Below are 26,117 nucleotides of genomic sequence, written 5' to 3'. Positions count from 1 at the left end.
CCGCCGGTCAGCGCACGTGGCGGCCGGTGAGGGCGAAGCAGAAGGCGTCCAGCATGTCCGCCTCCTCGACGTTCAGCGTGCCGTCGGCGCCCACCACCTTGAGGCCGGCCCGCAGCAGGGCGGAGACGGCGTCGTGCCCGGCGTCCATGAGCGCGTCGATGGCGCCGTCCACCGTCTCCTCGGTCGGCCGCATGCGGGCGATCCAGCCGCCGAGCCGCTCGCGCTCGGCGCCGGTGAGGTCGATGCCCTTCTCGGCGCAGGCGCGGTCGCAGAAATAGCTCATCTCCTCGACCTCGGCGGCGTTCATCTCCTTGTCCGCGAGGGCGAGCGCGGCGAGCAGCGGCAGCCCGGCCTGCCGCACGACGGTGCGGATGCGCTCGAAGCGCGCCTCCTCCGGGTCGCCGAGGGTGACGTGGATCGCCTCCTTGGGCCAGACGAAGCCGAAGTTTTCGAAGAAGAAGCGGGCGAGCGGCTCGCGCCGCGCCCCGTCGAGGTCGGTGACGCCGGTGATGCGGTCCACCCGGAAGGCGCGCGTCGCCTGCCGCTCGTGGCACTTGGCGATCAGGATCGGCACCCCTTCGGGGTTGCGCTCCACCGCCCAAACGGAGATGCGCCGGTGGCTGGCATTGCCGGCATGGTCCACATAATCGATGGCGAACGACTGGCCGTCCGCCGGGTCGCGCGGCTGCTCCACCGGGCCGCCGGGCAATTCGTCGTGGGGATCGTCGGCCGGCACGTCGAGCCGGTGCGCATCCGCATAAGGCGGGGCGGCCTGGGCCTTCACGCGGTCGATGAAGAAGGTCTTGAGCGAAGAGATGGCGTTCATGCGATCGGTCCCGGATCGGTCTTCATAGCGGGGCGCGGCGGGATGATCCAGGGCCGCCCGCGCCCGCGCCGTCCGAGCGTCCCGCCGGCCGGCGGGCGCCCGGTGCGCCGTGCGGCGGCTCAGTCGTCGAACACCTTGTCCGCCGCCGTGATGAGGCCGATCTGCGGGTTGCGCGCGCAATAGGTGCCGAGCTTCTCGGAATTCTTCACGAACGCATCCATGTCGATGACCGGGGAGTCGTCGTCCTTGTAGAAGCCGTCGAGCCAGGCGAGGATCAGCGAGATCGTCTCCTTGTCGGAAGAGATGAACTGCTGGCAGGTCATGGTGGACAGGTCCACCTTCTCCGCCGCCGCCGGCGCGATCCCGGCGACGAGCAGCACCAGCGCAAACACGTATTTCATGATTTCCCCCTGATCCCTCAAAGGGCGGCAGCCGCCGCCGCCCGCATCATGCCCCGCGGCAATGCCAAGCGCCATCGGCGAAGGCGGCCGCGAAGGGGGCGGGGGGGTGTGGACAGCGGGGGAGGGGCAGGGCCCGCCAAGCTCTGCCTTAGCCTTTTTAAGCCCGGCATGTTCAACAAATTTGCCAGTCGTTGAGCACAAGCTATGTTCAACGCAAATGGATGTTGTTGAACATGGCCGTCTCACGCCACTCCACCGTCGCTCACGCCGCGACGCCCGACGGGGCCTGACAGCCTCAAGTCCGTGAAGGATCGCCAACAGGCGGCTTTCCTGGTCCGGATCCTTGCCGAGGATCGTCCCGACGATCTTGCGGACGCCTACGCCGCAGCCATGGACGCCGGCCCGAACTGGCGGAAGCGATTGACGGCAAGTCTCCGACGCGAGCCGGAAATTCTGGAGATCCTCACCGGGCTGGATCGATGACGTTAGTGGTACCGTCCCGGCACGAACACCCGAAAGGTCCACCGACCACCACGGCTAAACAGCCTTTGGGGCTTGCTCACCTCGTCTCCGACTGTAGCAGGAGACTGTAGCAGATGCCGTTTCAAGCCTTTGATCTTACCCATCATTCTTGCGTTTCAATGGGTTGGGCTGGTGCTGCGAGAGAGGATTGAACTCTCGACCTCTCCCTTACCAAGGGAGTGCTCTACCACTGAGCTACCGCAGCGATCCGTCCGGCGGGCCGGAGGTCCGACAGGGGAAAAACACCCCCGCCCGAAAGGCGGGGCGGCGCGCCGTCCCGTCAGGCGGCCTCTCCTGCCACAAGCGCGGGGAGGGCGCAAGGGGAGGTGGCCGGGAGGAGGCCGGAAGGCGGCCGGAAGGCGGTCGCGCCGGCCCGATGTCCACCGGAAGCGGAACGGACACCACCCAAGCGGCAGCGGGGCACCGGCGGGCCGGGCGCCCGGGGCCTGCCCGGCGAATGGGCTGGGCACGCTTCAATTTTGCGCGTGCACAACGCTTGAGCGTTGGCGCGCGGCTTAGTAGCCTTCGCGGAACGGCGGGCGAGCCGCTCGGGGATGCAGCATGGCTTCGGAGAAGACCCGCAAGGAAACCATCGGCGCCGTGCGCCGCTCGTTCGCCCCCTGGACCGACCCCACCAAGACCCCGCTGATCCGGTTCGAGAACGTGGTCAAGCGGTTCGGCGAGTTCACCGCGGTCGACAACGTCTCGCTCGACATCTATGAGCGGGAGTTCTTCGCCTTGCTCGGCCCCTCCGGCTGCGGCAAGACCACGCTCATGCGCATGCTGGCCGGCTTCGACGAGCCGACCACCGGCCGCGTCACCCTGGCGGGCCAGGACCTTGCCGGCGTGCCGCCCTACCGGCGGCCGGTGAACATGATGTTCCAGTCCTACGCGCTGTTCCCGCACATGAACGTCGCCGAGAACATCGCCTTCGGCCTCAAGCAGGACAAGATGCCGAAGGCCGACATCGACGCCCGCGTCGAGGAGATGCTGAAGCTGGTCAAGCTCACGCCGTTCGCCAAGCGCAAGCCGCACCAGCTCTCCGGCGGCCAGCGCCAGCGCGTGGCGCTCGCCCGCTCGCTCGCCAAGCGCCCGAAGGTGCTGCTGCTCGACGAGCCGCTCGGCGCGCTCGACAAGAAGCTGCGGGAGGAGACCCAGTTCGAGCTCATGGACCTGCAGATGGAGCTCGGCATGACCTTCCTGATCGTCACCCACGACCAGGAGGAGGCGATGACGGTGGCGGACCGCATCGCGGTCATGAACCAGGGCGTGCTGGTGCAGGTGGCGACCCCGGCGGAGATCTATGAGCAGCCGGCCACGCGCTATGTGGCGGATTTCATCGGCGACGTGAACCTGATCGAATGCAAGGTGCGCTCCTGCCAGGGCGACCAGGCGGTGCTCACCACGCCCATCACCTCTTCGCCCCTCCACGTGACCCAGCAGGTGGAGGCGGCCGCCGGCGACGAGGCCTGGGTGGCGATCCGCCCCGAAAAGCTGCGCATCACCCTCGACCAGCCGCCCGACATCACCGAGAACTGCTTCGAGGGCACGATCTGGGACATCGGCTATCTGGGCGACCTGTCCATCTATCACGTGGAGCTGCCCTGCGGCACGCGCATCAAGGTGTCCCAGCCCAACCTCTCGCGCGTGGTGCAGCGCCCGATCTCCTGGGACGACAAGGTGTGGGTGACGTTCGCGCCCCACGCCGGCGTCGTCCTCACGCGCTGAGGGAGGCCGAGATGGCACAGGCCGGCGAAAAGGGGCTCGGGCGGTGGTTCGTCATCGCCATCCCCTATCTGTGGCTCCTGGCGCTGTTCCTGGCGCCCTTCTTCATCGTCTTCAAGATCTCGCTGTCGCAGGACGTGGTGGCGCAGCCGCCCTACGCCCCGCTGCTCGATGTCTCGGCGGGCTGGGCCGGCTTCACCGCCTTCCTGTCCCAGCTGTCGTTCGCCAATTATCTCTACGTGCTCGATTTCTCGAACGAGTTCGTGCAGGCCTACGGCTCGAGCCTGGTCATCGCCGGCATCTCCACCGTGCTGCTGCTGCTGGCGGGCTATCCCATCGCCTACGGCATGGCGCGGGCGCCGCGCGCCCTGCAGCCGACTTTGCTGATGCTGGTGATCCTGCCGTTCTGGACCTCGTTCCTGATCCGCGTCTATGCCTGGATCGGCATCCTCTCGCCGGAAGGCCTGCTGAACCAGGCGCTGATGGGGCTCGGCGTCATCGACACCCCGCTCGAGATCCTCAACACCGACCTCGCGGTCTATATCGGCATCGTCTACTCCTATCTGCCCTTCATGGTGCTGCCGCTCTATTCGGCGCTCGAGAAGATGGACATGACGCTGCTGGAGGCGGCTGAGGATCTCGGCTGCCCGCCCTGGAAGGCGTTCTGGACCATCACCTTCCCGCTCTCCTTGCCGGGCGTCGCGGCGGGCGCGCTCTTGTGCTTCATCCCGGCGGTGGGCGAGTTCGTGATCCCGGACCTGCTCGGCGGCTCCGACACGCTGATGATCGGCAAGTCGCTGTGGACCGAGTTCACCGTCAACCGCTCCTGGACCGTCTCCTCGGCGGTGGCGGTGCTGCTGCTCTTGGTCCTGGTGGTGCCCATCGTCATCTACCAGAACATCCAGCAGCGCGAACTGGAGGCGGGGCGATGAGGCGCGGACTCACCTGGTTCAACGTCAGCGCCATCGCGCTGGGGTTCGCCTTCCTCTACATCCCCATTTTGCTGCTGGTGATCTACTCCTTCAACGATTCGCGCCTGGTCACGGTGTGGGGCGGCTTTTCCACCCGCTGGTACTGGGCACTCCTGGAGAACGAGCAGCTGCTCGACGCCGCCTGGGTGACGCTGCGCGTCGCCTTCCTGTCGGCGCTGGTCGCCACCGTGCTCGGCACCATGGCGGCGCTGACGCTCACCCGCTACGGACGATTCTTCGGCCGCACGCTGTTCTCCGGCATGATCTATGCGCCCCTGGTCATGCCCGAGGTGATCACCGGCCTCTCGCTGCTGCTGCTGTTCGTGGCGGTGGACTTCGACCGCGGCTTCTGGACCGTCACGCTGGCCCACATCACCTTCACCATGTGCTTCGTGGCGGTGGTGGTGCAGTCGCGCCTCGTCACCTTCGACCGCACGCTGGAGGAGGCGGCGCTCGACCTCGGCTCGCCGCCGATGAAGACCTTCTTCACCATCACGCTGCCGTTGATCCTGCCGGCGGTGGTGTCGGGCTTCATGCTGGCCTTCACGCTGTCGCTGGACGACCTCGTGATCGCGAGCTTCACCACCGGCCCGGGCGCCACCACCCTGCCCATGCGCATCTATTCGCAGGTGCGGCTCGGCGTGACGCCCGAGATCAACGCGGTCTGCACGCTGCTGATCGCCATCGTGACCGTGGTGGTGATCATCGCCTCGATCATGACCAAGCGCGCCGAGAGCCAGCGCCAGGCCGAAGAGCGCGCCGCCTTGAAGGGTTGAGCACGCGGCTGGGACAGGCCGGCGGACGGCTCACAGGGCCGAGAACTGCAACACCGGCGCACCGTCCGCGGCGAGCAAGAAGAGCTTGCGCCGCGCGATGTCGACGCGCCAGCCGCGCACCTCGGCGAGCGCCGCCAGGAAGCGCTGCTCCTGCGCGTTCACGCCCGGCGGGCAGGCCATGCGGGTGGTCCGCAGCGGGCCGATGGCGATGCGGCCGGCGGAGATGGTCGCCCGGCCGGCGATCAGGTTGCACCCCGCCGAGCCGCCGATGCGGCCGTCGGGAAAGATGTCGAGCCGGCTTTCGACGCGGTCCAGCACCCCGCCGCCCTTGATGTCCTCGGCCCGCCAGAAGCCGGCGGGCGATGCGGGCTGAGGCTCGGCAGTCTCGCCCGGAGCGGTGGCGACGCGGTCCACGCGGATCTCCGTGCCGCCCGCGCCCGCCCCGAGCACCAGGTGGCGCTGGGTGGTGGTGAAGAGCAGCCGTCCGCCCGAGAGGATGCGCGCCTGGAGCGCATAGGTCCGGCCGGGGGCGATCCGCGCGGCATCGTATGGGATCACGAAGGGGATGGGATTGCGCCGCTCCGCCGGGAAGACCCGCTCGGCGATGATCGTCGCGGGCGCGTCGGCCCGCGCGACGTCCACCAGCCGTACCTCGACCGATGCGTCGGCGGGGAGCCGGATCGGCTCCTTGTAGAAGATGCGTCCGCTCAAGGTGGCATCGGCGGCCTGCGCAGCCGCAGGGAGCGCGAGCCGGCCGATTCCCGACACGACGACGCTCCCCGGCAAGACGCTCCCCGGCAAGACGCTCCCCGGCAAGGCGATCGCCAGCCCGGCGAGGACGCGTCGCCGGTGCGGGCATGCGCCTTTAGCCATTCGCCGGTTCGCCGATCGCTGGCCGCCCATGGGGTCCTCCGCGCGCGCCGGAGCTTCCGGATGGCGCATTCCACCTGTCCGGCTCCCTGGAGGCCCGGCCGAGAGGCTCCGGTCGGGCGCGCATTTCTGGAAGACGATCCGCCGCCGGGACGCCGACGCCGGCGCGCGCGTCCCAGGCGATCGCGTTCAGTGGGCCATCAGCACCGGCGCGGTCATGGTGGCGAGGATGTCCCGCGTCACGCCGCCAAGCACCAGCTCGCGCAGGCGCGAATGGCCGTAGCCGCCCATCACCACCAGGTCCGCGCCCCGGTCCGCCACCTCGTTGAGAATGGCGGAGGAGACCGATTCGCCGCCGCCCACGGGCAAGGTGCGGATCTTGGCCTCGAGGCTGTGCCGCGCCAGATGGCGCGCCACCTCCGGGCCTTCCTCGTCGGTGACCTCGCCGTGGGCCTGGACGACGCGCAGCACCTCGACGCTTTTCGCCCGGTGCAGCAAAGGCAGCGCCTCGGCCAGCGCCCGCGCGCAGGCGCGTCCGCCGTCCCACGCCACCATCACGCGCTCCACCGCGAACGGCGCCTTCTGCACGTAGGGCACCATCAGCACCGCCCGGCCGGACTCCATGAGCACGGTCTCGGCGATCACTTCCTCCGGCCCCGGCAGATCGGGATTGGGCTGGGCCACCACGGTGAGGTCGTAGAGCCGCGCCATGTGGGCGAAGCTGCCCGCCGCCACGCCGAGCGAGGCGGAGAGCGCGCGCGCGTCGAACGACACGCCGGCAGCCTCGGCGATGGCCTTGAAGCGTGCGGTGGCCTGGTCGGCCGCCGCCTGATTCTCGGTCATCTGCGCATCGATGAAGTCGGTCGGCAGCGCGCCCATGTAGAACGGCGGCACGTCGATCTCATAAGCGATCGACAGGCCCGTCATGTGGGCGCCGAAATAGGTGGCGAGGCTCGCCGCATATTCGCAGGCGCCGTCGCGCTCCACGCCCTGAGCCAGGTTGACCAGAATGTCCCGGATCATTTCATCCCCCTCCGCCGCTTCGGCGCCGCGACCATACCCTATTCGCGCCGGAAATCCGCGCGCTTGATGTAGCGCAACAGGGTGCACACATGAAGACGCGGCCGCCTTGGGGGGAAGGCGGCCGCGCCATATGCGCGATCAGTTGGGGGGCATTGACCGCGACAGTCACTAAACGGCCGGGCGCCGTCCTGGTTCCGCGCCTGGACAAAAAATCTCGCTGCCGGGGAGGCCAGTTCCATGCTACCGCAATTCGTCCGTCTTACCGCTCCGCTCCCGTTTGGCGCGGTGGCGTGAGGGTGCCATGACGCCTGATCTCAGCATTGTCGTGCCGCTCTACAACGAGGCCGCCGGCCTTGCCGGTTTCCACGAACGCCTGCGCGCCTGCGCCGAAGCGGAGGCCGCGGCGCGCGGCCTGAGGGTGGAGATCGTCTATGTGGACGATGGCAGCCGGGACGGCAGCGCGCGCCTCGCGGCCGGCCTGCCGGCCGGGGCGCTGGACGTCCAGGTGGTGGCGCTCTCGCGCAATTTCGGCAAGGAGGCGGCGCTCGCCGCCGGCCTCGACCATGCCCGCGCCGACGCGGTCATGTTCATGGACGGCGACGGCCAGCATCCGCCCGAGATGATCTCGACCTTCCTGCGCCTGTGGAAGGACGAGGGTTACGACGTCCCCTATGCCGTGAAGGCGGACCGGCTCGACGAGCCCCTGAGCCGGCGCCTGTTCGTCAAGACGTTCTACTGGCTCCTGAATTTCGGCGCGGCGACGGACATCCCCGAGGATGCCGCCGATTTCCGCCTGCTCTCCCCGCGCGCCACCGCGGCGCTGCGGCGCATGCCCGAGCGCAACCGCTTCTTCAAGGGCCTGTCGAGCTGGGTGGGCTTCCGGCAGGTGGCGGTGCCCTACCGGCCGACCGTGCGCAGCCACGGCAAGACCTCCTTCAGCCTGCTGCGCCTGCTCGGCCTGTCCATGGAGGGGCTCACCTCCTTCTCGCCGGCGCCGCTGCGGCTTGCCGGCCTGCTCGGCGCGGCGATCGCGGGCCTCGCCCTCATCTTCGGCCTGTCGATCGTGGTCGAGCGATTCCTCTGGGGCATCCCGGTGCCGGGCTATCCCTCGGTGGTGGTGGGCCTGATGGTGATCGGCGGCACCCAGCTTCTGGTGATGGGGGTGATGGGCGAGTACATGGCCCGCATCCTTTCGGAGATCAAAGGCCGCCCGGTCTATTTCGTCGCCGACCACGTGCTCAGCCATGGCGCGCCGGCGCACGACGCCGAGCCCGGCCCGGGGCCGGAGTACGCGAACGGACACGCCGCCCACGAACCCGGGCCGCCATCCCCGGCCGCGGAGGCGCGCCGGTGAGGCGGATCATCCTGTGCGCGGACGATTACGGCCTCGCCCCCGGCGTGAGCGAAGCGATCCGCGAACTGGTCGAGCGCGGGCGCCTCAACGCCACCTCGGTGATGACCGTGTTCGAGGGCCTGCCGGAGGCGGCGCGCGCGCTCGACGCGGCGTGCGGCGGCCGCGCGGTCAGCGTCGGCCTCCACGTCGCGCTCACCGGCGGCTTCGCGCCGCTGACGGACCCCGCCGCGCGCTTTCCCACCCTCCCCGGACGCATCGCCGAGGCGCTCGCCGGGCGGGGCGGACGCGCGGCGCTCGCCAGCGAGGTGGAGGCCCAGTTCGTCGCCTTCCGCGCCGCCTTCGGCCGCCCGCCGGACCATGTGGACGGGCACCAGCACGTCCACGTGCTGCCGGGCGTGCGCGACGTGGTGATCGCCGCCACCGCCCGCCATGCCCCCGGCGCCTGGCTGCGGGACGTGCGACCGGCCAGGGCCGGGCGCGGCGGGCCGGGGCTCAAGGCGCGCCTCATCGGCGCGTTCGGCGCCGGCTTTCCCGCCGCCGCCGCCCACGCCGGGCTCGCCACCTCGGGCCGCTTCGCCGGCGCCTACGATTTCTCCACCGGCGCCGACTTCGCCGCGCTGCTCGCCCGCTTCCTGCGTGGCCTGCCGGAAGGCGGGCTCGCCATGGTCCATCCCGGCCATGTGGACGCGCTCCTTCAGGCGCGCGATCCGGTCACCGGCCAGCGCGCGCGCGAGTTCGCGGTGCTCGCCTCGGATGCGTTCCCGGACCTCCTGGCGGCGGCCGGGGTGCGCCTGTTCTGATTTTTTCCCGCTTTTCCGGCCGCTTGACCGAGCGGCAGCTGCGACTTCGCCGTTGCGGCCGGGGATTTGCCGGCGTCAGAATAGGGAATGCCGCCTGACCTGATGCGCCCGTTCCGGCCCCGCGCCGCTTCCCGTGCCCGCCGCGCGCCGCCGCGCCTTGTTTTGCCGCGCCCGCGCGCGCATGAAGGGGAGGTGCGGCGGTGAGGCTCGACTGGGGGGAGATCGGCACCTGGATCTGGCGCGGCATCGGCGGGGCCGCGGCCGTGGGCGCCATGGAGATCGCCGCCGACCTCGGCGAGACGCCGCTCGCGCTGGTGCCCTTCGCCACCTCCATCGTCGTCGTCATGGGCATGCCCGAGGCCAGCCCCGCCCAGCCGCGGGCGCTGGTGGGCGGGCATCTGGTCTCGGCCTTTTGCGGGCTGGCGATGCTGTGGGTGTTCGGCCCCTCGCAGCTGGCGGCGGCGGCTGCGGTGGGCGTCGCCATGGTGGCCATGCGCGTCACCGGCACCATGCATCCGCCGGCCGCCATCAACCCGATCATCATCGTCATCGAGCAATTGCCGGCCAGCTTCCTGGTGGTGCCGGTCGGCCTCGGCGCGGCGCTGCTCGCAGTGTTCGCCTTCGCCTGGCACAATCTGGGGCACCGCGGCTCGTGGCCCCGGCGCTGGAGCTGACGGGCTACTCGCGGCGCGCGCGCTGGTCCCAGCCGCCGATGTCCTCCGGCGCGTCGGGCGGCGGCGGGGTCTGGCCGGAAAGCCGCAGCGTGCGCTCCAGCAGCACCTCGTAGATCGGCCTGCCGCCGAGCGCCTCGGCGACCAGGTTGGCGAACAGGCAGGTGAAGATCACCGGCAGGAGCAGGGTGTAGGCCCCGGTAAGCTCGGCCACCAGCACCATGCCCACCAGCGGCGCGCGCACGGTGGCGGAGAACAGCCCGCCCATGGCGGCGACCGAGAACGCGGCGAGCGCCGCCGCCGGCAGCGGCAGCACCATGCCGAGCAGGGTGCCGAACAGCACGCCGACCGCGGTGGCGAGCGCCAGAATCGGGGCGAAGATGCCGCCGGGAATGCCGGTGGAATAGCTCGCCATGGTCATGACGAAGCGGATCACGACGATGCCGAGGAGCGTGAGCGCCGGCAGGCTCTGCCCGGCGAGCGCCACGGCGAGCGTCTCGCCGCCGCCGGTGGCCTCCGGCCGCAGCAGCAGAAGCGGGCCGATCGCCGCCCCCACCACCAGCGGCACCAGATAGGGCGAGACCTTGAGGCCGACCGCCCGGGCGCCGTCGAGGGCGAGGATCAGGCCGCGGTTGAAGGCGACGCCCACCGCCCCCAGCACCGCGCCGAGCGCGGCGAAGGCGGGCAGGAGCACGAGCGGCATCTCCGGCGCGTCGAGCCGCATGTCGGGGGCGGTGCCGCCGATCAGCTCGGTCACCACCGCGCTCGCCGCCGAGCACAGGATGACGGCGCTGTAGGTGCGGAAGCCGTAGGGGAATTGCCGGCGCGTCTCCTCGATCACGAACAGGATCGCGGCGAGCGGGGCGTTGAAGGCGGCGGCGAGGCCCGCCGCGCCGCCGGCGGCGAGCAGCCCGCGCATGTCGCGGGTGCCGAGGCCGACGGCGTCCGAGACCGCCTTGGCGATCGAGGCGCCCATGTGGATGGTGGGGCCCTCGCGCCCGGCGACCAGGCCCGAGCCCAGGGCCAGCACGCCACCGAAGAACTTCACCGGCAGGATGCGCTGCCAGCGCACCGGCCGCAGGCCCTCGAGCGCGCCCTCGATCTCCTGCACGCCGGAGCCGGCGGCCTCGGGCGCGAACCGGCGCACCAACGCCACCGACAGGACCACCATGGCGGCGGAGACGGCGGAGAGCGCGGCGAGCAGCGCCGGGCCTTCGAAGACGCCGCCGAGCAGAACCGGCCAGCGCGCGGCCTGTTCCACCGCGATATGGAACCCGGCGCCCGCCGCGCCGGCGATGGCGCCCACCAGGGCCGCCAGGAGATAATAGACCGCATCACGCGGCGCGCGGTGCCCTTGCGACGTCTCGTCCGCCAATGATCCGTGCTCCGCGCTCGCATGGCGGAGCCGGCGCGCCGCTTCGGGCGCTCGCCCCCGGCGGTCCGGCTCCGGGCCGCGCTTGGATGTCGCGGCGCCCCCCTGCGTGCTTACCGGAGGACGGCGCGCTCCCGCAAGCGTGCCGCCGCCGTCAGGCGGACTGTAGCATCGGCGGACCTGCCGGCCGCAGCACGCGCGGCGCCTCGGGGCCGTGCAGATGGAGCACCCGGTCGTGCAGCGGCACCAAAGTGGCGCGGTGACCGATCGAGATCGTGGTGGCGAGCGGCAGGCGGGCCCGCAGGACCGCGTAGAGCGCCGCCTCGGAGTCCTCGTCGAGGGCGGAGGTGGCCTCGTCCAGCAGCAGCACCTCCGGCGCCTGGATCAAAGCGCGGGCGATGGCGAGGCGCTGCTGCTCGCCGAGCGAGAGCTCGTGCGGCCATTGCGCCTCCTCGTCGAGCCGGGCGGCGAGCTCCGGCAGCCCCACCGCCGCCAGCGCCGCCTCGAGGTCGGCGCGGGCGATGTCCTGCGCGGGCGCGGGATAAGCGAGGGCGGCGTCGAGCCGGCCGACGGGCACGTAGGGCTTCTGCGGCAGCACCAGCAGCCGGTGGTCCGGGTGGCGCGCGATCGCGCCGCTGCCGTGCGGCCAGATGCCGGCGATGGCGCGCAGCAGCGTGGTCTTGCCGGCGCCGGACGGCCCCGTCACCAGGACCCGCTCGCCCGGCGCCACGCTGACCCCGTCCACCGTCACCAGCGGCGCGCCGGTGGGCAGGCGCACGTCGAGCTGCGACAGCGCGAGGATGCCGCCTTCTGCGAAGGGAGCCGCCGTGGTGACGAAGGCGGGATCGGCGGCACGCGCCGAAGCCATGGCGCGCTCGAAGCCGGTGAGGCGCTGCACCACCGAGGCCCATTCGGCGAGCTCCACATAGCTCGACACGAAGAAGGAGAAGGCGCCCTGCACCGAGCCGAAGGCGGAGCCGGTCTGCATCAGCTGGCCGAGCTGGATGGCGCCGGAGAAGTAGCGCGGCGCCACCACCACGAAGGGGAAGATGTTGGAGACCTGATTGAAGCCGGCGGTGAACCAGGTCAGCCGCTTCTGCGCCCGCATGATGTCGAAGAAGTTGCCCCACACCTTGGTGAAGCGACCCTGCAGGCGCCGCTCCTCCGCCGCGCCGCCGCCGAGCAAGGCGATCTGCTCGCCGTGCTCGCGCACCCGCACCAGGTCCACGCGGAAGTCCGCCTCGAAGCGCTGCTGCTCGAAATTGAGCCGCACCAGCGGCCGGCCGATGAGATGGGCGATCAACGTGCCGAGCGCCGAATAGAGCAGCGCCGCGAAGAACAAATAGCCGGGGATGCTCACCTCGTGCCCGAACAGGCGCACCGCCAGCGGGCCGGACAGGCCCCACAGGATGATGGAGAAGGAGACCAGGGAGACGGTGGCGCCGAGCAGGCCGATGGCGATGGCGATGGTGCGGCTGACGAACAATTGCACGTCCTCGGCGATGCGCTGGTCGGGATTGTCCGCAAGATCCCCCCTGAGCCGCAGGCGGTAATGCACGTCGTCGGTGAGCCAGGCGTCGAGATAGCGGGTGGTGAGCCAGCGCCGCCAGCGGATCTCCAGCCACTGCTTCAGGTAGATCTGGTACACCGCGACGACGATGGCGCACGCGGCGATGGCGCAGAACACCAGCAGCTGCGTGCGGAAACCGGCGAAGTCCTTGTCCTGGATGGCGTTGAAGAAGGCGACGTTCCATTCGTTGATGAGCACGGTGGCGTAGACCCAGGCGAGCTCCAGCGCCACCACCGCGCCGAGCAGGGCGAGCGCGACCCGGCGCTCCTCGCTGCGGAAGTAAGGCAGCGCGAGGCGGCGCACGTCGCCTAAGAGGTGGAGGAACTTGCGCACGGTGCGTCTCCGCTCGGTCTTGCTCGGCTGTGGGCCTGAAGCTTTGCCGGCATGAGCGTGTCCGCACGATGGCTGCCACATTAAATCGCGGAAAGGTTTCGCGTGGTTTTCCCTAAGGTTAGATGAGCCTGCCCCAGGGTTGGCGCAGGCTTCTTCTTCTGGGATCCGGGCCGGAATGGCCGCCCTGACCATCGCGCCGCACCAGCGTCGGGCCGCGATGCCGGAACAATGGCGATGGACGTGTTCGCCGGCGGTCTCGAAACGACTTCGCCGCCGCGGGCAGGGCCGCTCCGCCTTCAGATCGAGGCGCGGGCGGGCGCCGCGGCGCCGGGCTTGGCCTCCGCCGGGTCGACCGGATGGTGATCGAGGGCGACGGGGGAGGGGGCGAGGAGGTCGCGCGGGTCCGGATCGTCGAGGAAGCGGGCGATGTCGGCCTGGGCGAGGATCACCGGCATGCGCGCGTGCAACGGCGCCATGGCGGCGTTGGCCGCGCAGGTCAAAAGCGTGAAGGTGCGCAGCCATTCCCCGCTGGCCGGGTCCTTCCAGCCCTCCCACAGGCCGGCGAGCGCCATGCCGGCGCCGCCGCTCAGGGTGATGAAATGGGGCACCTTGCCGGTCGGTCCCGGCGTCCATTCGTAGAAGCCGTCCGCCGGCACCAAGCAGCGCCGGCGCTTGGCCCAGGCGTCGCGGAACGACGGCTTCTCGGTCACGGTCTCGGCGCGGGCGTTGATCAGCTTGGCGGCGCCGCTTGCATCCTTGGACCAGACCGGCACCAGGCCCCAGCGCAGCAGCGACAGAGCGAGCGCGCCGCTCTGCGGATGGCGGCGCAGCACCAAGGCGCTGTCGGTGGGCGCCACGTTCCAGCGGGCGGGGGCGTTGGGCAGCGGCGCGTCGAGGCCGACGCCGTAGATTTCCGCATAAGCGCGCGGCGACAGGTGCTGGACGAAGCGCGAGCACATGGCGGGCCTCCGCTCAAACCGGGGCGCGGGCCGCGCTCACGCCGCGAGCCGGAACCGGCCGGTGATGGCGGCCGGCCCGTCGGTCGAGACCCGCCCGCGCGCCACCAGATGCTCGAGATGGGCAAGCACCGTGAGGGAGGCGGCGCCCACGAGCCGCGGATCGAGGCCGATATAGATGCCGCGCACCAGCTCGGGAATGGTGGTGGCGTCGCGGTCGAGCGCACGCAGGATCGCCGCCTCGCGGGCATGGCGGTGCGCGAGGAAGTCGCGCACATGGGCCGGGGCGTCGCGCACCGGGCCGCCATGGCCGGGGAGATACACTTTCTCCTGCCGCGCCGCGAGGCGTTCCAGCGAGGCGATGTAGTCGCCCATGGACCCGTCCGGCGGGGCGACGATGGAGGTGGCCCAGGCCATCACGTGGTCGCCCGAGAACAGCAGGTCCTCCTCCTTCAGCGCGAAGGCGAGGTGGTTCGCCGTATGGCCGGGGGTGGCGACGGCGGTCAGGGTCCAGCCGGGGCCGGCGACGGTGGCGCCGTCCTCAAGCGCGATGTCGGGGCGGAAGTCCATGTCGCCGCTGGCGTCGAGCCGGGCGGCCTCGCCGATCTCGATCGGCCGCGAGGGCCGGTGCGGCCCTTCGGCCAGGGTGACGGCGCCGGTGGCGGCCTTCACCTTCGGGCAGGCGGGCGAATGGTCGCGGTGGGTGTGGGTGAGGAAGATGTGGGAGACCTCCTCGCCGCGCACCGCGTCCAGCACCGCGGCGACGTGGGTGGGGTCGTCCGGGCCGGGGTCGAGGATCGCCACCTTCCCCCGGCCGACGATATAGGTGCAGGTGCCGGTGAAGGTGAAGGGCGAGGGGTTCGGCGCGACGATGCGACGGACCAGGGGGCTGACCTCGACCACCCGGCCGGCGGGCGGGTCGAAGGCGCGGTCGAAGGTGATGTCTTCGCTCATGGGCGCAAGCTAGCCCAGCTTGCCGTCCGGCGACAGGGCGCGCCGGCCGGTGGCGGCGATCAGGCGCGCATTTGCGGGCGGCAGGCTAGAACGTGGAGCTGGCGGCCAGGCGGACCAGGCTGAAGGGCAGGTCCAAGGCTCTCGCGGCATCGCCATTGATGGGATTGACCGCGCCGAGGTCCACATGGACTTACTCGCCGCGCACGATCCAATGCTCGGTCGGCCACGTCGAGCGCGGCGCCGGCGGTCCAGCCCCACCGGGGTGGCGGAGCGCCGCGCCACAGCCCACGTCGGCGCCGATATGGAAGCCGGTCCGGCTGAATTCCGGCACCGGCGCCGGGCCCATCAGGCGCGTCCGCGCAGGATCGGCCCCGTTCGGGGGCCGGCCAGCAATAAAAAACCCGCTGCCTTGCGGCAGCGGGTTTCGAACGAAGCGACGCTTCGATCAGAACTTGTAGTTCACACCAGCCTTGAAGGTGTGGAACTTGGAGTCGTTGCCGACCACGACGCCGGGGGCAACCACAGTCGCGTCAACATCGCTGTTGCCGAGGTCGACGTACAGGTATTCAGCCTTGAACGTCCAGTGGTTGGTGATGGCGAACTCGCCGCCGGCACCCACGGTCCAGCCCCAGCTGGTGGAGCTCTCGGAGAACACCGGAACGCCGAGCAGCGTGGCGCTGGTGCCGGTCTTGCCGTAGGCCACACCACCGGTGATGTAGGGCAGGAACCGGTCGATCGCGTAGCCGAGGCGGGCGCGGATCGTGCCGAAGTAGTCAACCGACGAACCGAAGTTCACGACCGGCAGGCCGACCACCGAGGCGGACACGGTGCCGGAGATGTCGGACCACTGCAGGTCGGTCTCGATGCCGAGCACCACGTTGTTGGCGAACTGATAGTTGTAGCCGATCTGGCCGCCGACGAAGAAGCCAGAGGAGTTCAGGCTCGCGGAGGCCAGCTCGAGGCCGGGGATGCCGGAGATGAAGCCGAGGCTGTCGGTCACGTCGTAGGTGAAGGAATCACCGCCGTAGCCGACGTTGGCGCCGATGTAGAAACCGGTCCAGGAGAACACCGGCACGGCAACCGCCTTGACGGGATACTTCGTCGCCAGGTCAGCAGCCGCGGCCGGAGCCGAGAGCGCCGCCAGCGCGACAGTGGCGAGAAGGAACCGCTTCATGTGTAACCCCCTTAAGCTTGGGAAACGCTTTTTTCGCTGAACCCGCCGGCAACACTCGCCAAACGAGTCGCTTCGTCCAGTGCCCTCTGTCTAGCAGGGGTCGGTCCAAAAAGCCGTATCTTTCCTGCCACACTCGCAACCAAAACGCGCCTTGCTAGCCCTTGAAATCGCACCGAAATACCGCACTTCGACGCGAATTTGCCCGGAATGCTCCCCGATACCTCCGAAGTTTAGAGAAACTTAGCAAAAGCGAGGCGACGCGGGGTGTTTGCCGGGGCGCGCCGCGCGCCGATAGGCGCGCCTCGCCGGAGCAATGGGCTGGCCGGGGGTGATCCGCAGCCCCGATCCTCCGGCCCGGGCGCATTTGCGCGGGCCGGCCGGCGGTCTTCAGCGCCGGTTCATGCGTATGGGCTTAGAAGCAGACCAAACAAACGCCGGATCAGCCGGCAGGAGACACAGCAATGCAGTCGTTCCGATTGGCGGGAAGCCTGGGGCCGTGCGCGGCGCTCGCACTGGCCCTATATGCGTCGGCTCCGGCTCCGGCCGTCGCCCAGTCGCGCCCGTCCACCATGTCCATGACCTGCAGCGAGGCGGCGGCGCTGGTGCGCGCCAAAGGCGGCATCGTCCTGTCCACCAGCGCCACCACCTATGACCGCTATGTGAGCGCGGCCAATTTCTGCGCCGGCGGCGAGGTGCTCAAGAACGCCTGGGTGCCGACCCGCGACACGCCGCAATGCTTCATCGGCTACACCTGCTTCACCCCGTCGCGGGACGATTGGGTGCCCTGAGACCGCCGCCGCGGGCCGCGCTTCGGCACGGATATGGTGACGCAAGCGGTCTGCGTGAAGAAATGGGTCTTGGTGAAGATGTGTCGCGCCCGTCCGCCCGGAATGTCTTGCCGGTGCGGGGGGCGCGCAAGTCTTCATCCAGACGTGAATGGCTCAACGGTACGTAAATGCTGCCCGGTGCCGGCGGGGGCTTGCGCGGGGAACGGGCGGCGCGCATCTGTGTCACGCCGCCGGATGCGCCGCGCCGGGATCGGAGCCGCAAGGCCCGCGAAACCGGTGTCGGCCGAGGCGGCCGACGTCGGCGCCCAAGAGGCGCGAGGAAGGCAGTGATGACCGTCAGGATTTCCGTGCTGGCCGCGGCGCTCGTGATCGCCGGATGCGGCGCCGCGCAGGCGATGACCAAGAGCGCCGGCCTCACCTGCGCCCAGGCGGCCCAATTGGTGCAGCAGAAGGGCGCCGTGGTGTTCGCCACCTCGCCCACGCTCTATGACCGCTACGTGCGGGACCAGAGCTTCTGCCTCTACGACCAGCAGCTCAAGCCGGAATGGATCCCGACCCGGGACGTGAAGCAGTGCTATGTGGGCTTCACCTGCTTCGAGCCCTTCCGGGGCGGCGGCAGGAGCAACTGAGCCGCGCGCGCCGGAGCGCCCGCGCGCGGGCCGCCCGGGCGTGCCGCGGAGTGTTGCACGACCCGCGGATTTTCGCTTCGCCCCGCCTCGCCGCTCAGGCGATGCCGCGCGCCTTCAGCACGTCCTCGATCTCCTCCAGCACCACCGGATCGTCGATGGTGGCCGGCATGGACCAGGCGTCGTGGTCGGCGATCTTCTTCATGGTGCCGCGCAAGATCTTGCCCGAGCGCGTCTTGGGCAGGCGGTTGACGGTAATGGCGAGCTTGAACGCCGCCACCGGGCCGATACGGTCGCGCACCAGGCCGACCAGTTCCTTCTCGATCACGTCCGGCGCCCGGCGCTCGCCCGCCTTGAGCACCACGAAGCCGCAGGGCACCTCGCCCTTCAGCTCGTCCTTGACGCCGATCACGGCGCATTCGGCCACATCCGGGTGGGAGGCGATGACCTCCTCCATGCCGCCGGTGGACAGGCGATGGCCGGCGACGTTGATGATGTCGTCGGTCCGGCCCATCACGAAGACGTAGCCGTCGTCGTCCATGAAGCCGGCATCCGCCGTCTTGTAGTAGCCGGGATAGTCGGCGAGGTAGCTCTCCGTGAATCGCTCGTCCTGCTGCCACAAGGTCGGCAGGCAGCCGGGCGGCAACGGCAGCTTGATGACGATGGAACCCATGGTGCCGGCCGGCACGGGCTTGGCCGCCTCGTCCACGATCTGCAGGTCGTAGCCCGGCATCGGCACGGTGGGGGAGCCGAGCTTGACCGGCAGCAGGCCGAGGCCCACCGGATTGCCGGCGATGGCCCAGCCGGTCTCGGTCTGCCACCAGTGGTCCACCACCGGCACGCCGAGCTTCTCCTCCGCCCACTTGACGGTATCGGGATCGGCGCGCTCGCCGGCGAGGAACAAGGTGCGGAAATGGCTCATGTCCCGGCCCCGCATGAAGGTGGAGTCCGGGTCTTCCTTCTTGATGGCGCGCAGCGCGGTGGGCGCGGTGAACAGCGCCACCACCTTGTGCTCCTCGATGACGCGCCAGAAGGCGCCGGGATCGGGCGTGCCCACCGGCTTGCCCTCATAGACGACGGAGGTGCAGCCCATCAGCAGCGGCGCGTAGACGATGTAGGAGTGGCCCACCACCCAGCCGATGTCGGAGGCCGCCCAGAACACCTCGCCCGGCTTGATGCCGTAAAGGTTTTCCATGCTCCAGCGCAGCGCCACCATGTGGCCGCCGGTGTCGCGCACCACGCCCTTGGGCTTGCCGGTGGTGCCCGAAGTGTAGAGCACATAGAGCGGATCGGTGGCGGCCACTTCCACGCAATCGGCGCCCTTGCCGGCGGCGCGGGCGTCGGCGCAGGCCTGCGCCCAGTCGAGGTCGCGGTCTTGCACCAGGGTGGCCGGACCCTCGCTGCGCTGGAGCACCAGGCAGCCCTCCGGCTTGAACGCGGACATGGAGATGGCGAGGTCGAGCAGCGGCTTGTAGGCCACCACGCGGGTCGGCTCGATGCCGCAGGAGGCGGCGAGGATCACCCTCGGCTCGGCATCCTCGATGCGGGTGGCGAGCTCTTTTGCCGCGAAGCCGCCGAACACCACCGAATGGATGGCGCCGATGCGCGCGCAGGCGAGCATGGCGATCACCGCCTCGGCCACCATGGGCATGTAGATGACCACGCGGTCACCCTTCCTCACCCCCATGTCGGCGAGCACCGCGCCGAGCACGCGCGTCTCCTGCTTGAGCTCGGCATAGGTGATGGTGCGCTTGGCGCCGGTGACCGGGCTGTCATAGATCAGCGCCGCCTGGCCGCCGCGGCCGGCGGCCACGTGGCGGTCCACCGCATTGTGGCAGGTGTTGGCGGTGGCGCCGGAAAACCAGCGGCCATAGATGCCCGCGTCCGGATCGAACACCTGGTCGGCGGGCTTGATCCAGTCGATGTCCCCGGCCGCCTCGCCCCAGAAGGCGGCAGGATCGGCCCGCCAGCGGGCATAGGTTTCCGCGTAGCGGCTGGTGCCGATCTGTGTCATGGGCGCTTCCCCTGGTTGGCTTGCTCTTGATCGGTTTAGAGCCGAACGTCTTTTCACAGCGCAAGATCGAAGAAATGCGTACTACGATCGTAGGATATGCGCGAGACCTTCGATCGACGCCCGGCGATTGCCTCTTCCATCCTGGCTCGGCTAGATTTCGCGCGCAATCGGAGCCCGCTTCATTCGACGCGCGTGGCAGGACAACCGCGCACGGTGGACCGCGGCGGGCTCCCCATTTTCAAGAGAGACGGCTTTGCGCGGAGCCTTCGGATCAGTGTCGGATCCAGGGCTTCGACGACACCGCTCCACTCATCCGGCGGGGGGCCTCATGTCGGGCAGCATCTATGACCTTCATCTCGGCCGTAACCCGGCCAACTACCAGCCTCTGACCCCGCTCGGCTTCCTGGAGCGCGCGGCGCGCGTGTTCCCCGACCACACCGCCATCCTCCACGGCGGGCTGAGGCGGACTTACCGCGACTTCTACGCCCGCGCCCGGCGCCTCGCCTCGGCGCTCGAAAAGCTCGGCGTCGGCACCGGCGACACGGTGGCGGTGATGCTGCCGAACGTGCCCGCCATGCTGGAGGCGCACTACGGCGTGCCCATGACCGGGGCGGTCCTGAACTCGCTCAACACCCGGCTCGACGCCGCCATCCTCGCCTTCACCATCGATCACGGCGAAGCCAAGGTGCTGATCACCGACCGGGAATTTTCGCCCGTGATGAAGGCGGCGCTCGCCATGGCGGTGCGCAAGCCGATCGTCATCGACTATGACGACCCGGAATTTGTCGGCGCGGGCGAGCGGATCGGCCAGATGGAGTACGAGGATTTCCTCGCCACCGGCGACCCCGAATATGCCTGGGCCATGCCCGCCGACGAGTGGGACGCCATCGCCCTCAATTACACCTCCGGCACCACCGGCGACCCCAAGGGCGTGGTCTACCACCACCGCGGCGCGCATCTGCTGGCGGTGGGCAACGTCGTCACCTGCGCGCTCGGCCGGCACCCGGTCTATCTGTGGACGCTGCCCATGTTCCACTGCAATGGCTGGTGCTTCCCCTGGTCGATCACGCTGGTGGCCGGCACCCATGTGTGCCTGCGGCAGGTGCGCGCCAAGGCCATGTTCGACGCCATCGCCGACCACAAGGTCACGCACATGTGCGGTGCCCCCATCGTCATGTCGACCCTGCTCAACGCGCCCGATGCCGAGAAGCGGACGCTGCCGGGGCGGGTGGAGTTCATCACCGCCGCCGCTCCGCCGCCCGAGGCGGTGCTGGCCGCCATGCAGGATGCCGGCTTCAACGTGGTCCATGTGTACGGGCTCACCGAGGTCTATGGCCCGGCGGTGGTGAACGACTGGCACAGCGAGTGGGACGACCTGCCGGCGACCGAGCGCGCGATGAAGAAGGCGCGCCAGGGCGTGCGCTACGGCGCGCTGGAGGCGCTCGAGGTGATGGACCCGCAGACCATGGTGCCGGTGCCGGCGGACGGGGAGACCCTGGGCGAGGTGATGTTCCGCGGCAACGTGGTGATGAAGGGCTACCTCAAGAATCCCTCGGCCACCGACAAGGCGTTCGAGGGCGGCTGGTTCCATTCCGGCGACCTCGGGGTGAAGCACCCCGACGGCTACATCCAGCTCAAGGACCGCTCCAAGGACATCATCATCTCCGGCGGCGAGAACATCTCCTCCATCGAGGTGGAGGACGCGCTCTACAAGCACCCGGCGGTGGCCGCGGCGGCGGTGGTGGCCAAGCCCGACGAGAAGTGGGGCGAGACCCCGGTGGCGTTCGTCGAGCTGCGCGCCGGCATGGGCGCCACCGCCGAGGAGCTGATCGCCCACTGCCGCCAGCACCTCGCAAGCTACAAGTGCCCGCGCCACATCGTGTTCGCGGAGATCCCGAAGACCTCCACCGGCAAGATCCAGAAGTTCCGCCTGCGCGAGATGGCCAAGGAGGCCTGAGCGGGGCAATCTGGCGCGCCCCGTCGCCCGCCAGGAGGCCCGCATGAGCTTCGTTCCCTGCCCCGATCCCGTGCCCGGCGACGCCGCGAGCTGCGCCGCCGTGGAGACCGTGATCGTGCCACGCGCCCGCGACATCGGCGGCATGGAGGTGGCGCGCGTGCTGCCCTCGGCGCAGGGGCAGATGATCGGCCCGTTCATCTTCTTCGACCGCATGGGGCCGGTGCGCTTCGACGCGCGGCAGGCCGAGGACGTGCGGCCCCATCCCCATATCGGGCTGTCGACCGTGACCTATCTGTTCGAGGGGGCGATGATCCACCGCGACAGCCTCGGCACCGAGCGGGTGATCGAGCCGGGCGCGGTGAACCTGATGACCGCCGGCCGCGGCATCGTCCATTCCGAGCGCCACGACGCCACGGTCAAGGCGCGGGGCGGGCCGCTCTACGGCATCCAGAGCTGGGTGGCGCTGCCCCGCGCCAGCGAGGATTGCGCCCCGGCGTTCCATCATTCCGGCACCGGCGCGCTGCCGGTGGTGGAGGATGCCGGCGTGCGCGCCCGGGTGGTGCTGGGCTCGGCCTTCGGCGCCACCGCGCCGGTGCCGCTCTCCTCGCCGTCCTTCTATGTGGAGGCGCAGCTTGCCGCCGGCGCGCGCCTGCCGGTGGACCCCACCCACGAGGACCGCGCGGTGTTCACGCTGGACGGCGCGGTGGAGGTCGACGGCACGCGCTTCCCGCCGGGCCAGATGCTGGTGATCCGGCGTGGGCTTGCGACCGCCATCACGGCGCTGGAGCCGGCGCGGGTGATGGTGCTCGGCGGCGAGCCCTTGGAGGGGCCGCGCTACATCTGGTGGAACTTCGTCGCCTCCGACCTCGACCGCATCGACCAGGCGAAGGACGCCTGGCGGCGCGGCCGGTTCGACCTCATCCCCATGGACCACGAGGAATTCATCCCCGCCCCGGAGGACGGCCCCGGCCGGCCCCGGCCGCAGGCGCCGCGGCCCTGAGCGGACCGCGCGGGCGCAGGATCAGGTCTTGGGCGTCTCGCCGCCGGAGGGCTGGGTGATCGCCGGGGCATCGCTGGCGGGAAAGGTCTCCTCCAGCGCCTCGTCGAGCTGCGCGGAGCGGCGCGCGTGCTCGGCCCGCGCCGCGGCGTCCGGGGCGCGATCGGGCTCGGCCGAGGCGCGCGCCTGGGAGGGGGGATCGCTCGCCGGGAAGCTCTCCTCGAGCGCGCGGTCGAGCTCCGCGTCGGCCTTTTCCTTTTCGGCCTTCTCTTTGTCCGCCTGCTGCTGCGCGGACTTCGCCTTCTCGGCTTCCGCCTGGGCGGCGCGGGCCTGCCGGTCGCGGGCGTCTTCGGCGGCGGGGGAAAGGGTCACGGCACGGCTCCGGTGGCTCGGCCGCGCGCTGCGCGCGGCCTTCCCAGGAGGTAACGTCGCCATGTCGGGCGCGGTTCCCCTTGGCTCAGGCGAGCTGTGTGAGCACCGCCGCCGGGAAGGCGGCGAACAGGTCGCCGAATTCCAGCCGGCCCATGCTGGCCTCCGTGCGGCGCCCGGTGATGGCGTCGCGGAACTCGCCCGCGAGCCCGTCGGGCAGCGCGAAGCCGGTGTCGCCCCAGCGCACCGTGGGCACCCGCGGCGGCATGGGGTCCGGCCCCACCAGATGGGCGGCGAGGCGCGTCACCGCGACGATCACCGCCTTGCCCTCGTGGCGCCGCAGGAATGCGAGCCCGCTCGCCTCCCGCATGCCCTCCACGTGGAGCGGCTCGTAGCTGCCCTTGGCGAACAGCGCCGGCTCGGCGGCGCGCAGGCGCAGCAGGCGGGCGATGAGCGTCTGCTTGGCGCGCCCATCGGGCCAGGTGCCGAGCAGCGCCTCGGCGGGCAGGCCGGAGGCGAGGGCGGAAGCGCGGGCCGGGAAGTCGACGGCGCGCAGATTGTCCGGCTCATCGAGCGCGAAGTCCCAGAATTCCGTGCCCTGGTGGATGTCCGGCATGCCCGGCAGCGTGCATTTCAGCACCGCCTGCCCATAGCCATTGATGACGCTCGCGAGCGAGATGCGCTCGACGAAGGCGGCGATGAGCCGGCGCACCGGCGCCGCCTCGGGCAGCTCGAACAGGCCGTCCACGAAGCGCGCGCATCCGGCTTCGTAGTCCTCGTTGCCGAACAGCGGGCGGGTGCCCCGCCGCGTCCGGCGCACGGCCTCGAGGAACCAGCGCCGGACGCGCGCCTTGAGATCGGCGAGGCCGGCGGTGTCGTCGAGCCGCAGGGTGAGCGGCCAGGCGCCGACGAGGCTCTGATAGAGCAGCGCCTCGTCCGCCGGCAGCGGGCAGGGGCCGGCCGCGGTGCGCCCGCGCAGCGCGCCGGCCTGCTCCATCAGCTGGCGCACCAGCGTCTCCCACTCGCCCGGCAGCTCGGAGATCACCGCGAGGCGCATGCGGGCGTCCTCGCCGCGCTTGTGCTCGGGTCCGGCGGTGACGATGGGGGCGGCGGGCCAGGCCTGGCCGAGCGCGCCCGCCATTTGGTGGAAGGCGGCGGCGCGCAGGCCCACGAGCGCGGGATCCGAGCCGCGCTCGTTGCGCGAGAGCAGGCGGCCGTAGCGCTCGCCCAGCATGCCCTCGGCCACGGCGCGGTCGAGGCTGGCGGTGAGCTGCTGGAAGCGGGCGATGGCATGGGCGCGCGCGCCGCTCTGGGCGAAATCGGCCACCGCGCGCGGTGCCTCTCCGCCGAGCCAGCGCTCCACCAGGTCCATCACCGGCAGATCGATGGGCGGCACGTCGGCGCGGGCGCGGGCGAAGGCGGCGGCGTAGAGCGCCGCGTCGTGCGCGCTTCGCCCGTCCATGTCGCCGAAGGCGCGCCGGGCGGGGAAGGCGACCGCGAGCGCGCGGGCGATGCGCTTCAGGGCGGCGAAGGTGGCGTCGCGGCCTTCCGGTGCGCCGCGCGCCACGTCGTGGAGCGCGCGGGCCGTCGCCTGGAGCTCGGCGCCGAAGGTCTCCGCGAGCAGCGTGCGGCGGCTCAAGGCGCGCGCCTCCTCGAAGGACCGGCGCTCGTCGCCGAGCCCGGCCGAGACATCGGCGAGGGCGGGTGCGGCGAGGGGGTCGTGCATCACCAGAGAGACCGCCTCGGCCATGGCATCCTCGCCGGGCGCCACCGCGGGCGCTTCCAGGTCCGCGCGCGCCGTGCGCCGGTCCTCGAACAAGCCGGGCGGCAGGCCGATGCAGCCAGCGGCGGGCAGCGCCTCCTGCGGCCTGCGGCCGGACAGATCGCTCAATTTCAGCGCCAGGCGCCGGGCATAGGCGGCGGGGTCGGCCATGAGGTCGAGATGGGCGACGCGGAAACCGTCCAGAAGGCCTTCGGCATAGAGCTGGAAGGCATAAGCGTGCACCGCCTCGAACACGTCCGTGCGCTCGAGCCTCAGGCCGATCAGGCCGGGGGTCTCGACGAAGCGGCGGAAGTTGAGGTCGTCATTGGCGGCGCGCCACCAGGCGAGGCGGAAATTCTGCCGGTCGAGCAGCCCGTTCAGGCGGGCGCGCCCGTCCGGGGTGCGCCCGTCGTAGGCGGCGAGCGCGCCGCGCATGGCGCGCGCGCCCTCCTCGGTCTCGGCTTGGCCGAGCAGGCGATACTTGGCGGCGCGCAGCTCCTCCCGGTCGGGCCGGATGGCGGAGAGCGTGCGGAACAGGTCGGCCATGCCGGAGAGCGCCGGGGTGTCCGCAGCCTCGAGGATCGACGCCCAGTCGGCGGGGCAGATGGGGAAAGCGTGCTCGTTGTGGCGCGCCGCGAAGCCGGCGAGGCCGCTGTCGTAGGACAAGGTGAGCGCGCCCTCGCCGATCGCCTCCCAATAGGGCCGGTCGAGGAACGGGACCAGCACCTTGTTGCGCAGATCGATGTCGCCGGCGCGCCAGTCCACGTCGAACCAGGCGGCATAGGCGCTGTCGCGGCCCCATTCCAGCAGATCGAGCCAGGCCTCGTTGTCGGTGCCGCCGACCCCCATGTGGCCGGGGGCGAGCTCCATCAGAAGGCCGATCTGCGCGCGGTGCAAGGCGGCGGACAGGCGCTCCAGCGATCGGGCGCCGCCGAGATCGGGGTCGATGGCCGAGAAGTCCACCACGTTGGTGCCGTGCCGGCGGCCCGGGCGCGAGCGCAGCAGCGGCGAGGCGCACACATGGCTCACGCCGAGATCGGCGAGGTAGTCCGCCAAGGGAACGGCGGCCTCCAGCGGAAAGCCCTTGTGGAAGCGCAGGCGATAGACGGCGCGCGGCACCGTGGCGAGGCCGTCGCGCCACAGCAGCGGCGCCGGGACGGCGGCCGCGACTTCGCTCGGCGGCAATCGGCTCGCGGTGAACGGGCTTGAAGGAATCTCGCCCGCGCCGATGAGGCCTGCGCTGATGAGGTCCGCATTCTCGAGGTCGGCATCGCCCTGCGGCGTGATCTGGAAGATCCGGCTCATG

The 26,117-nt window shown here is 70.7% G+C and carries 22 protein-coding genes, 1 tRNA gene and 1 pseudogene; 11 read left to right on the top strand and 13 right to left on the bottom strand.

The window, feature by feature from the left end:
* Positions 1 to 7 precede the first annotated feature (7 nt).
* On the bottom strand, positions 8 to 826 hold the full coding sequence (locus tag ABLE88_RS22995) for a WYL domain-containing protein (RefSeq protein WP_348834190.1): 819 nt from the start codon (positions 824 to 826) through the stop codon (positions 8 to 10).
* Between the two features lie 119 nt (positions 827 to 945).
* Complete coding sequence (locus ABLE88_RS22990; RefSeq protein ID WP_348834189.1) at positions 946 to 1,227, bottom strand: HdeA/HdeB family chaperone; 282 nt, start codon at positions 1,225 to 1,227, stop codon at positions 946 to 948.
* Positions 1,228 to 1,509: 282 nt separating this feature from the next.
* Between ABLE88_RS22990 and ABLE88_RS22985 the strand changes: the two are divergent.
* Positions 1,510 to 1,710: pseudogene (locus tag ABLE88_RS22985) on the top strand (GSU2403 family nucleotidyltransferase fold protein); the annotation flags it as partial.
* A gap of 169 nt (positions 1,711 to 1,879) precedes the next feature.
* Here the strand turns inward: ABLE88_RS22985 and ABLE88_RS22980 are convergent.
* Positions 1,880 to 1,954: transfer RNA gene (locus tag ABLE88_RS22980), tRNA-Thr, on the bottom strand.
* 356 nt (positions 1,955 to 2,310) lie between these two features.
* Between ABLE88_RS22980 and ABLE88_RS22975 the strand changes: the two genes are divergently transcribed.
* The 3 genes from ABLE88_RS22975 to ABLE88_RS22965 are packed head-to-tail and all read left to right on the top strand — an operon-like array spanning position 2,311 to position 5,221.
* Complete coding sequence (locus ABLE88_RS22975; protein WP_348834188.1) at positions 2,311 to 3,477, top strand: ABC transporter ATP-binding protein; 1,167 nt, start codon at positions 2,311 to 2,313, stop codon at positions 3,475 to 3,477.
* Between the two features lie 11 nt (positions 3,478 to 3,488).
* Positions 3,489 to 4,406, top strand: coding sequence for an ABC transporter permease (locus ABLE88_RS22970; protein WP_348834187.1), 918 nt, complete (start codon positions 3,489 to 3,491; stop codon positions 4,404 to 4,406).
* Positions 4,403 to 5,221, top strand: coding sequence for an ABC transporter permease (locus ABLE88_RS22965; RefSeq protein ID WP_348834186.1), 819 nt, complete (start codon positions 4,403 to 4,405; stop codon positions 5,219 to 5,221). Before ABLE88_RS22970 ends, ABLE88_RS22965 begins: the two co-directional genes overlap by 4 nt.
* Positions 5,222 to 5,251: 30 nt before the next feature.
* Here ABLE88_RS22965 and ABLE88_RS22960 read toward each other — a convergent pair whose 3' ends face one another.
* Together ABLE88_RS22960 and ABLE88_RS22955 are read right to left on the bottom strand one after the other, a co-directional pair.
* Entirely contained in the window at positions 5,252 to 5,989 is a 738-nt protein-coding gene (locus ABLE88_RS22960; protein ID WP_348834185.1) for a YbaY family lipoprotein, read from the bottom strand.
* 291 nt (positions 5,990 to 6,280) lie between these two features.
* Positions 6,281 to 7,114: a universal stress protein gene (locus ABLE88_RS22955; protein ID WP_348834184.1), complete on the bottom strand. Its 834-nt coding sequence runs from the start codon at positions 7,112 to 7,114 to the stop codon at positions 6,281 to 6,283.
* Between the two features lie 301 nt (positions 7,115 to 7,415).
* Here ABLE88_RS22955 and ABLE88_RS22950 point away from each other — a divergent pair, with 301 nt between their 5' ends.
* The 3 genes from ABLE88_RS22950 (at position 7,416) to ABLE88_RS22940 (ending at position 9,942) form a co-directional block, all read left to right on the top strand.
* Positions 7,416 to 8,468 (top strand): glycosyltransferase family 2 protein, encoded by a 1,053-nt coding sequence (locus tag ABLE88_RS22950; RefSeq protein ID WP_348834182.1) that lies wholly within the window; start codon positions 7,416 to 7,418, stop codon positions 8,466 to 8,468.
* Positions 8,465 to 9,268 (top strand): ChbG/HpnK family deacetylase, encoded by an 804-nt coding sequence (locus ABLE88_RS22945; RefSeq protein ID WP_348834181.1) that lies wholly within the window; start codon positions 8,465 to 8,467, stop codon positions 9,266 to 9,268. Before ABLE88_RS22950 ends, ABLE88_RS22945 begins: the two co-directional genes overlap by 4 nt.
* A 200-nt stretch (positions 9,269 to 9,468) precedes the next feature.
* Positions 9,469 to 9,942: an HPP family protein gene (locus ABLE88_RS22940; protein ID WP_348834179.1), complete on the top strand. Its 474-nt coding sequence runs from the start codon at positions 9,469 to 9,471 to the stop codon at positions 9,940 to 9,942.
* 4 nt (positions 9,943 to 9,946) lie between these two features.
* Here ABLE88_RS22940 and clcA read toward each other — a convergent pair whose 3' ends face one another.
* The 5 genes from clcA to ABLE88_RS22915 all read right to left on the bottom strand — a co-directional run bounded on the left by clcA (position 9,947) and on the right by ABLE88_RS22915 (position 16,298).
* Complete coding sequence (gene clcA, locus ABLE88_RS22935) at positions 9,947 to 11,314, bottom strand: H(+)/Cl(-) exchange transporter ClcA (protein WP_348834178.1); 1,368 nt, start codon at positions 11,312 to 11,314, stop codon at positions 9,947 to 9,949.
* Between the two features lie 151 nt (positions 11,315 to 11,465).
* Positions 11,466 to 13,214, bottom strand: a complete 1,749-nt coding sequence (locus ABLE88_RS22930; RefSeq protein WP_348834177.1) for an ABC transporter ATP-binding protein/permease — start codon at positions 13,212 to 13,214, stop codon at positions 11,466 to 11,468.
* A 296-nt stretch (positions 13,215 to 13,510) separates the two neighbouring features.
* A complete protein-coding gene (locus tag ABLE88_RS22925; protein ID WP_348834176.1) occupies positions 13,511 to 14,173 on the bottom strand; it encodes an SOS response-associated peptidase in 663 nt (220 codons plus the stop codon).
* A 36-nt stretch (positions 14,174 to 14,209) separates the two neighbouring features.
* On the bottom strand, positions 14,210 to 15,124 hold the full coding sequence (locus tag ABLE88_RS22920; RefSeq protein WP_348834175.1) for an MBL fold metallo-hydrolase: 915 nt from the start codon (positions 15,122 to 15,124) through the stop codon (positions 14,210 to 14,212).
* Between the two features lie 445 nt (positions 15,125 to 15,569).
* Entirely contained in the window at positions 15,570 to 16,298 is a 729-nt protein-coding gene (locus ABLE88_RS22915) for an outer membrane protein (protein WP_348834174.1), read from the bottom strand.
* A 569-nt stretch (positions 16,299 to 16,867) separates the two neighbouring features.
* On the opposite strand from ABLE88_RS22915, the gene ABLE88_RS22910 reads away from it, so the two are divergent.
* Positions 16,868 to 17,086 carry a hypothetical protein gene (locus ABLE88_RS22910; RefSeq protein ID WP_348834173.1) on the top strand — a complete coding sequence of 73 codons (219 nt, stop codon included), beginning with the start codon at positions 16,868 to 16,870 and terminating at the stop codon, positions 17,084 to 17,086.
* 329 nt (positions 17,087 to 17,415) lie between these two features.
* The gene (locus ABLE88_RS22905; RefSeq protein WP_348834171.1) at positions 17,416 to 17,715 is read left to right on the top strand and encodes a hypothetical protein; all 300 of its coding nucleotides are present in this window, start codon (positions 17,416 to 17,418) and stop codon (positions 17,713 to 17,715) included.
* 94 nt (positions 17,716 to 17,809) lie between these two features.
* On the opposite strand, the gene ABLE88_RS22900 is transcribed toward ABLE88_RS22905, so the two are convergent.
* Positions 17,810 to 19,726, bottom strand: a complete 1,917-nt coding sequence (locus ABLE88_RS22900; protein ID WP_348834170.1) for a propionyl-CoA synthetase — start codon at positions 19,724 to 19,726, stop codon at positions 17,810 to 17,812.
* A 328-nt stretch (positions 19,727 to 20,054) separates the two neighbouring features.
* On the opposite strand from ABLE88_RS22900, the gene ABLE88_RS22895 reads away from it, so the two are divergent.
* The gene (locus tag ABLE88_RS22895) at positions 20,055 to 21,683 is read left to right on the top strand and encodes an acyl-CoA synthetase (protein ID WP_348834169.1); all 1,629 of its coding nucleotides are present in this window, start codon (positions 20,055 to 20,057) and stop codon (positions 21,681 to 21,683) included.
* A gap of 43 nt (positions 21,684 to 21,726) precedes the next feature.
* The gene (locus ABLE88_RS22890) at positions 21,727 to 22,683 is read left to right on the top strand and encodes a pirin family protein (protein WP_348834168.1); all 957 of its coding nucleotides are present in this window, start codon (positions 21,727 to 21,729) and stop codon (positions 22,681 to 22,683) included.
* A 21-nt stretch (positions 22,684 to 22,704) separates the two neighbouring features.
* Here ABLE88_RS22890 and ABLE88_RS22885 read toward each other — a convergent pair whose 3' ends face one another.
* Together ABLE88_RS22885 and treY are read right to left on the bottom strand one after the other, a co-directional pair.
* On the bottom strand, positions 22,705 to 23,052 hold the full coding sequence (locus ABLE88_RS22885; protein WP_348834166.1) for a hypothetical protein: 348 nt from the start codon (positions 23,050 to 23,052) through the stop codon (positions 22,705 to 22,707).
* Positions 23,053 to 23,137: 85 nt separating this feature from the next.
* Positions 23,138 to 26,116 (bottom strand): malto-oligosyltrehalose synthase, encoded by a 2,979-nt coding sequence (gene treY / locus ABLE88_RS22880; protein ID WP_348834165.1) that lies wholly within the window; start codon positions 26,114 to 26,116, stop codon positions 23,138 to 23,140.
* Position 26,117 lies beyond the last annotated feature (1 nt).

Origin of the sequence: Xanthobacter luteus (genome assembly GCF_040049235.1) — a bacterium.
GTDB lineage: Bacteria > Pseudomonadota > Alphaproteobacteria > Rhizobiales > Xanthobacteraceae > Xanthobacter.
The sequence above is the reverse complement of the archived record's forward strand: the minus strand, read 5'-3'. Positions and strand labels throughout refer to the sequence as shown.